Here is a 7,674-nt window from a genome sequence, read left to right as displayed (position 1 = left end):
TTAGTGACTTGCTCATGAAACCCTGCTTGCCCCGTTAAACAACGCTGAAAGCGTTCCTGCGGAGCAGGGTTTAACTGGGGTCAGAAAAAAACAAGAAAATTTTGAACCGCAAAGCCGCAAAGTTTAACAGCACTACAGCGAGACTTTGTCTAAATTATTGCCTAGGCTACCGGGGACCGGCCACCGGGGACAGGCACTTTTGCCGACCTCAAACCGTAAAACGGCCGGACTATTTGGCGGCAAAAGAGCCAGTCCCCTTCCAGCTTAAATAAAGTGTCGCTGTAGTGTTAATGATTCCTTTTCAAAAATTAAGGCCACGCCTCCTCTTCTTTGCGTACTTGGCGCCTCTGCGTGAGACAACTCTTTTTGCTTTTGCCAAAAAACCAATTTGACCTGCTCAAGCAACCGGCATATAAACGCATAAACATCATAGGAGGTACACCATGAGTTCCGTGCGCTGGAATGTCGCAGTATCATCTGAAACAGACCAGGCCCTGCGGGTATTTCTGGCCAGCCGCGGCCAAAGCCGCAAGGGCGAGCTGTCTCGATTTATTGAAGACGCGGTGCGTGAGCGCGTGTTCAGGGAAACAGCCCAGGCAGTCAAAGAACAGAACTGGGAAGCCACGCCAGAGGAAATCGAATCGGCCGTGGTTGAGGCCCTGGCCTGGAGCAGGAAAGCCTGATGCGGGTTGTACTGGACAGCAATGTCCTGTTTTCCGCCTTGATCTCCCCGTATTCCCCACCCCATAAAATTTTCCTGGCCTGGCAGAATGGCCGCTTTGAGCTGATCACCTGCCGCGAACAGATCGAAGAAATCCGGCGGGCCAGCCGCTATCCCAAACTGCAGCGAATCCTGCAGGGCCACCGGGTGGGAACCTTGATCAACCGTCTTTACCTGGGCAATCTCGTGGACAAACTGCCCCAAGACATGCAAACCCATGACCCGGAGGACGCATTTCTACTGGCCCTGTCCCAGGCTGGGAAGGCGGACATTCTGGTCACAGGCGACAAACGTTCCGGCCTTCTTCGGATGGGCAGTCACAGGCAGGCCCGTATTGTCACACCGACCATCTTCTGCCGGGAAATACTGAGAACTTCTGATTGAACATATTGTTTTCTTTGTATTTAATACAACTGCAAAAAGTCAGATATTAGACTTGCTCCTGAAACCCGGTCACAAAAATCAAGAAAGATTTCGAGCAAAGACGGTGTTGCAGCTCCTGGTACTGAGACTGTCCCGCACTTATTTTTGTAAATCTAATGGCTGTAACTTGTTCATCAGAAAAATTAGTGCGGGACTGTCCCAACTGGGATAAGAGCACTTCTTTAATTTTGGGTAGCGGACACGGTCCGCGTTAGCAGGTAGTGGTAAATATGGATCATCTAACTCTTTTTCCTATTGCGCTTCCCCCTGAGTCGCCTGTCTCTGGGCTTTGAGTTTTTCGTCCAGGTCTTTCAGGCTGCCGGCCAGGCCGTTCATGAAGTTGTTGGCCTGTGAAGCCGGGATAATGAGGATTCCTGCCTCTAAATTTTCGTTGTCCGCACCCCTCTGGGTCAGGTTGATGCGCAGGTTGCCATTGGACAATGTCACCTTTGAAATACCATCTGCGAATACATGCATAATCTTCTTCTCCTGAAAAACGTTATTATATGGTTTAAACTGATCTCCGAGCTGTCGTGCGCCTTTATTTAAGCCCGTAGTTGCGCTCTCCCATGGCGAAGTACAGCTCGGAAAGGGCCTGCTGGTAATCCATAAGGGCCTGGTTCTTGTTGGTCTCGGCCCGGGTTAAATGTTCCTGGGCAGTGAGCAGGTCAGTGATTGTGCCTACCTGCTGCTTATAGCGGTGTTCCTGCATATCAAAGTTTTCCTGGGCCGCGGCCAGGGCTTTGCGGTTGGAAACCAGCCTGCTTCTGGCTTCATCCAGGCGCATATGCGCGGTGCGCACCTCGGTAAGGATGGATGCCTTGGTATCCTGCAGGGTCTGCACCAGACGTCTGATTTCGTAGCCCATGGCTTCATGCCGGTAATACTGCTGTCCTCCGGAAAAAAAGTTCCATTCCAGGTTGAGCCCGGTGGTCCAGTGGCGGTTTCTCTGGTCCCGGTCCCGGGTCTGGCCGGTCATGGCGTCAAAAGCGGGCTGTTCATAATCACGTTTGCGATCCATGTAGGTAAATTCCAGGTTGAGTCTCGGCATCTTCCGGCCCCGGGCGATCCTTTGTTCCTGTTCTGCGGCTGCCATGTTCTTTCGGATGAACACTAGATCAGTCCTTTGCTTGAGGGCTATATCCATGACGTCCTGGGATTCAAAAAACAACTCCAGGGGGATTTCCCCGAGATCACCTTCATATCCAATGATCTGGTCATGGCCGAAACCCAGGATGGCGTTGAGGCGGGTTCTCTGGATCTGCTCCTCGTTTCTGGCCTGGCTCAGTTCCTGTCTGGCTTCCTGTAGTTCCACCTCAGCCTGCAGCACGTCCACATAAGGAACCAGTTGTCTCTCGAAAAAAGACTTTGAGGCCTCAAGGCCCATCTCCAGCCGCTCAATAGAGCTTTCCAGACTGCGTCTGTCTTCCCTGGCCTTTAAAAGTTCCAGAAAGTAATACTGAATCTCTCTGATAAGCTCCCTTTCTGCACTTTCCTTTTCCAGCTCGCTTATTTCCTTCTCTATCCGGGCCTTCTGGTAAGAGCTCAGGATGGTCATTCCGGCAAACAGAGTCTGAACAGCCCGGAAATTCCACTGATACTGCTGCTGATCCAGGTAGTCCTGATCCGTGGGCCCCCTGGCTGAACGGCTGTCCAGATGAGTAAACCCCGCCCCTGCAGACAATTGTGGAAAAAATTGTCCCCGTACGGATTTGACCTCGGATTCACTTCTCCTGATGCCATAATCATGAGCCTGTATCCTGTGGCTGCGCTCCAGACCCATCTTTACCGTCTCTTCCATGTCCAGAACCATGTTTCCCAGGGATGATTCCTGCTCATCCCCGGCTAAAACCGGCACTGCCGGCAGAATAAAAGCCGCGCAAATCAGGATTAATCGTGCAAAATACATTTCTATAACTCCTGTGCTAAAATACGCTCCGGGGCGTTTTTCCGTAAACATTCAGGGGTGCCGGAACCGGCCCGGTGGCAGTTCCCAGACATGGTGCCGGTAATTACCACCGAGGACCCCCTGAATGTTTACGTTTTTCCAGTTTTGGGTTTGCTCTCGACAAACCCTTTAATGCACCTGACCCCTCGATCCCATACTCCACAGTTAATTTTCTCTGAAAGAACGATCCATGCTGTCGATAATGGGGGAGAGGATGTAGCTCATAACCGTCTGAGCCTGTGTCTGAATGTAGACCTCCGCCGGCATGCCTGGAGTTAGTTTGCCGGGATCTTCAATAGCTTCCCTCAGGGACTCTTCGTCCAGTTCTACATAAGTCAGGTAATGAGGAGGGGTATCCCTTTGTTCAGGCTCGGTGCGATCAGCTGCAACGTATATCACCTCGCCCTTGACCTTGGGGGTGTATCTTCTGGGAAAGGCTGAGAGCATGACACTGGCATTCTGGCCTCTCCGGACGTCATCAATCTTGCCCGGATCAACCCTGGCTGAGACTATCAGCCTTGCATCCATGGGAACAATCTCCATTAAAGGCGCTCCTCCCTGGATAACCCCACCTTCGGTGCGTACGTTGAGGTTTACCACCACTCCGGACTTGGGAGCAGTTACATTGAGTCTTCTTGCTGCATCTTCAGCAGGACGGAGCTGCTCACGGAGGTCCACTATCTCCTGGCGGACTCCTCCAAGTTCTGAAGCGGCTTCCTGGGCGTAGCTTTTTTCCAGGTCGTCGATTTCCAGTTCAAGTTCCTGGATTCTTTCCCGGGACTGCTCAATCTGGGTTCTCAATTCTTCCAGGCGGGCCTGGTTTGAATTCAGGTTTCGCTGCAGTTCCAGTACCTGAGTGATATCAATAAAGCCGCCCTCCAGGAGAGGTTCTTTGGCTTCGATTTCATCCCTCAGGGAAGAAATGGTATCCTGTACCGATTTCAACTGCCTGTTGCGGCCTTCAATAAGGGAGTGCTGGGTTTTGATCTGGGCCTGAAGCAGGCTCTTCTTGCTTTGCTTGGCCGCCATTCTGGACTGGAAAATCCGCTTCTCGCTTTCCATGCTTTCAGCGGTATCAGGCATTTCAGCACGCTCCAGAAGGGAAAGGGGCCACTCAATAGAATCTTTTCCCTGGATTTCAGCCATGAGCCGGGCCTGACGCGCCTGCAGGCTGTCCATCCGTGCTCTGTACATGTCTCTTTGAGCCCGCACTTCCTCTCCATCCAGGGTGATCAAAACTTCACCTCTTTCCACCCGATAACCTTCACGGACCTTGATTTGTTTGACTATTCCTCCATCCCTGTGCTGGACCTGCTGCCGGTAAGTCTCCACTATGACTTCGCCTTGTGCAATGACCGCACCTTCAAGGTTGGCCGTAGCCGCCCACACTCCTATGCCGCCAAAAAACAGGGCCACGAACAGCAGGCCCAGTATGATCACCTTCCTGGTGCTTGTGGGCAGATTCAATTCCCGGCCGTTTGTCCGGCCGCCCTCAATTGCCTTGACGTTGTTGTTGCTTTGCAGTCTGTTTTCGTTCATAATTTTAGTCTCTACTTGTGAGAGTTAAAAAATTCATCATCACGCGGACAGTGCCCGCAACCCAGTTACCTGTAAATTGTTAATTGTTAACACTACAGCGAAACTTATTTTTTCACCTCCGGGGACTGGCTCTCCCCGCACTTATTTTTTCCAATAAAACCAAGATCATTTGTAATAAAAATAAGTGCGGGGGTGCCTGTCCCCAATTGAGGCACTAATCATCTAATTTCTTGACATCAGGAGACCCGCCTTCACCCACGAAAACTTTTCCATGTTGCAGATCAAGGACCCTGTCCGCCATTTTTATTAGTTCCTGATTGTGGGTAATGACCACCACGAATAACTCTTTTTTTCTCAGATCTGCAAGTACTTCCTTGATGGCTTCTCTCCCGGTCTGATCGAGATGCGAGTCAGGCTCGTCCATGACCAGCAGCCAGGGTACCCCATACAAAGCCCTTGCCAGTACGATTCTTTGTTTCTGACCTCCTGAGAGGGCGACTCCCCCTTCACCCACCCTGGTATCATACCCTTGGGGAAGGCTCAAAATCATGTCGTGGGCCTGGGCCTGCATGGCTGCATCCACAACAGCAGGTGAGTCCACCTGGCCCAGCCTGGCAATGTTTTCAGCTACGGTTCCTGAAAACAACTCAACCTCCTGAGGCACATAACCCATTTTACAGCCCAGAAGAGCCTGGTCAAAACTGTCCAGGGGTTTGTCGTCCAGATATATACCCCCCTGATCCGGCTTCCAGATACCCATGATCACCCGGGCCAGAGAAGTCTTGCCCGCTCCACTTGGACCTGTAATGGCCAGCATTTCACCAGGCTTTAAATCAAAGGAGATATCCTGGAAAACAGGAGTCTGTCCCAGGAAAAGGGTTACGTTGTCAGCCCTGCAGCTTTCAGGTTTTTGGGGAGAATCTCCGGAAATGGTCCGGGGATCAGTGTCAAGCTTTTCCTGGGCCATCAGCTCATTCAGCCTTTTGTAGGCCAGCCTTGCATCCACAAAGCTTCTCCAGGCATTGCCGAGCATCATGATGGGCGACAAGGCCCGGCTCATAAACATGGCCGAAGCCACCATGGTGCCCAGGGTTGCCTCGTTGATAATCACCAGATAAGCCCCTGTTGACATGATGACCACCACGGTGCCCATCATGATGAACTTGGCCATGCTCTGAAAAAAACCATTTCTGGCGGCAAGGACATCTTCATAATAGATATCCTGGTTGTTATACTGCTTCCAATGCCTGCTCATGGAGGGGAACATGCCCATGGCATAGACCGTCTGGGCGTTGCGCATGGAAGAGTTTAGAAATTGCTCTGTATTCATGGCTGACTGGGAGTGGCTCGCCTGCATGCGCGTAGTGGATATTTCCTGGACCACAACCAGCAGCAGAAGAATCAATGCCCCTGCACAGGCCAGGTAGCCCAGCAGAGGATGAAATAAAAATATCACCGCCAGATATACCGGCACCCAGGGGGTGTCGAACAGGGCGAAAATACCTGTTCCGCCTAAGAAATTGCGGATGCTGTTTAAATCCTTCAACCCCTGAGTGTGTTTTGATCCACCGGCCGTGACCGACTGGTTGAGCATGCTGCCGAATATTCGCCCGGCCACTATCTGGTCGAACTTGACACCAATGCGTACCAGAAGCTTGGATCGAAAAACCTCCAGAATTCCGGAAACAACATAAGCACCAATGACAGCAGCAGTCAGAAAAAACAGGGTCTCCATACTGCGGCTGTCCATGACCTTGTCGAACAACAGCCTGAGATACAGGATGTAAGCCAGGGCCAGCACATTGATGAACATGCTGAAGAAAAAAGCACACCCCAGATGGGGCAGAAATCTTACCAGATATTTTCGCATTCCAGATTTTCCAGTGATTAGTTTTTACTTTGAACCCTATTTAAGACATATGGGAGTATGTAAGTATGGGAGTGTGCACGTAGTTAAGACGTATGTACGTATGCAAGTATGCGTGTATGTAAGTTTTTAGAGTTTTAGAATACTCCCATACACCCATACTCCCATACACCCATACGCCCATACGTCTCACTTAGCCGGCATCAGTTTCTGCAGTACCTGCCTGGTGGGACCGTACATGGCCACCTGACCGTTCTTGAGCATAAGCAGTTGGTGGGTAAACTGCAGCAGTTTGGGCCTGTGGGTTACCAGGATCAGGGTTTTACCCTCCTCCCTGGAGCGCTTTAGTATATCGGCCAGGGCCTCTATGCCGTCCTGGTCCAGGCTGGCATCAGGTTCATCCAGAATGAGAATCCTGGGATTTCCGAACAGAGCTCTGGCCAGACCGATTCGCTGGCGTAAACCGCCTGGGAGGTTTATTCCTCTCTCTTCCAGCAGGGTCTCATACCCTTGAGGCAGGGATGCGATTATTCTTTCCAGTCCGGTCCTTGCGGCTGCCTCCTGGACCGCTTCCATGGAAGCCTCCTGAAATCTGGCTATGTTCTGAAATATGCTTCCGGCAAAAAGTTCAACATCCTGTGGCAGATAGCCGATGTGTTTACCCAGCTGTTCCTGGTCCCACTGATGCATATCCGCCCCATCCAGGCGCAGGATGCCGTTTTGGGGGCGTACTGCTCCGGTCATGACCCTGGCCAGGGTGGTCTTGCCTGCTCCACTGGGTCCTATGAGCCCCAGGGTTTGCCCGGCCTGCAGATCAAAACTGACACCCTTGATTATTGGCTTGCCGCCGTGGGCATAAACCAGGGACTCGGCCTTGAGGTGACCCTTGGGTTCAGGCAGTTCCAGGCTGACTTCCTGGTCTTTTTGCTCCAGTCCTTCCAGGTAGCTTTTAAGGCGCAGAAATGCATCTTTGGCATTCTGGTAATCCTCCCAGCCGTTGACCGCCATCTGCATGGGCATGATCACCCGTCCAGCAATGATGACAGCGATTATGGCCATAGCGCTGTCAATTTCTCCCCTGAGCATCAGGGAGAAGCCCACTCCCATGAGCAGGACCTGCATGATCCAGCCCATGGACTTGGTGATAGCTGAATGTATTCCGGCCTTTTCACTGGC

7 protein-coding genes are annotated in these 7,674 nt (G+C 51.7%); 2 read left to right on the top strand and 5 right to left on the bottom strand.

Annotated features, from left to right (window positions below):
* Nucleotides 1-443 precede the first annotated feature (443 nt).
* On the top strand, nucleotides 444-683 hold the full coding sequence (locus QZP87_RS14170; RefSeq protein ID WP_291323574.1) for a ribbon-helix-helix domain-containing protein: 240 nt from the start codon (nucleotides 444-446) through the stop codon (nucleotides 681-683).
* Nucleotides 683-1,105: a putative toxin-antitoxin system toxin component, PIN family gene (locus tag QZP87_RS14165; RefSeq protein ID WP_291323573.1), complete on the top strand. Its 423-nt coding sequence runs from the start codon at nucleotides 683-685 to the stop codon at nucleotides 1,103-1,105. Before QZP87_RS14170 ends, QZP87_RS14165 begins: the two co-directional genes overlap by 1 nt.
* 291 nt (nucleotides 1,106-1,396) lie before the next feature.
* Here QZP87_RS14165 and QZP87_RS14160 read toward each other — a convergent pair whose 3' ends face one another.
* The 5 genes from QZP87_RS14160 to QZP87_RS14140 form a co-directional block, all read right to left on the bottom strand.
* Complete coding sequence (locus QZP87_RS14160) at nucleotides 1,397-1,621, bottom strand: hypothetical protein (protein WP_291323572.1); 225 nt, start codon at nucleotides 1,619-1,621, stop codon at nucleotides 1,397-1,399.
* Between the two features lie 64 nt (nucleotides 1,622-1,685).
* Nucleotides 1,686-3,053, bottom strand: a complete 1,368-nt coding sequence (locus tag QZP87_RS14155; RefSeq protein ID WP_291323571.1) for a TolC family protein — start codon at nucleotides 3,051-3,053, stop codon at nucleotides 1,686-1,688.
* 204 nt (nucleotides 3,054-3,257) lie between these two features.
* Nucleotides 3,258-4,631, bottom strand: coding sequence for an HlyD family type I secretion periplasmic adaptor subunit (locus QZP87_RS14150; protein WP_291323570.1), 1,374 nt, complete (start codon nucleotides 4,629-4,631; stop codon nucleotides 3,258-3,260).
* 214 nt (nucleotides 4,632-4,845) lie between these two features.
* Entirely contained in the window at nucleotides 4,846-6,501 is a 1,656-nt protein-coding gene (locus QZP87_RS14145) for a type I secretion system permease/ATPase (RefSeq protein ID WP_291323569.1), read from the bottom strand.
* Nucleotides 6,502-6,687: 186 nt separating this feature from the next.
* Nucleotides 6,688-7,674, bottom strand: a 987-nt coding sequence (locus tag QZP87_RS14140) for an ATP-binding cassette domain-containing protein (protein WP_291323568.1), incomplete at its 5' end; no start/stop codon positions are given.

The organism is Desulfonatronospira sp. (assembly GCA_003563255.1).
In the GTDB taxonomy this organism is placed as follows: domain Bacteria; phylum Desulfobacterota; class Desulfovibrionia; order Desulfovibrionales; family Desulfonatronovibrionaceae; genus Desulfonatronospira.
Note: the sequence above shows the minus strand (reverse complement) of the source record. Positions and strands in the feature narration are given on the sequence as shown.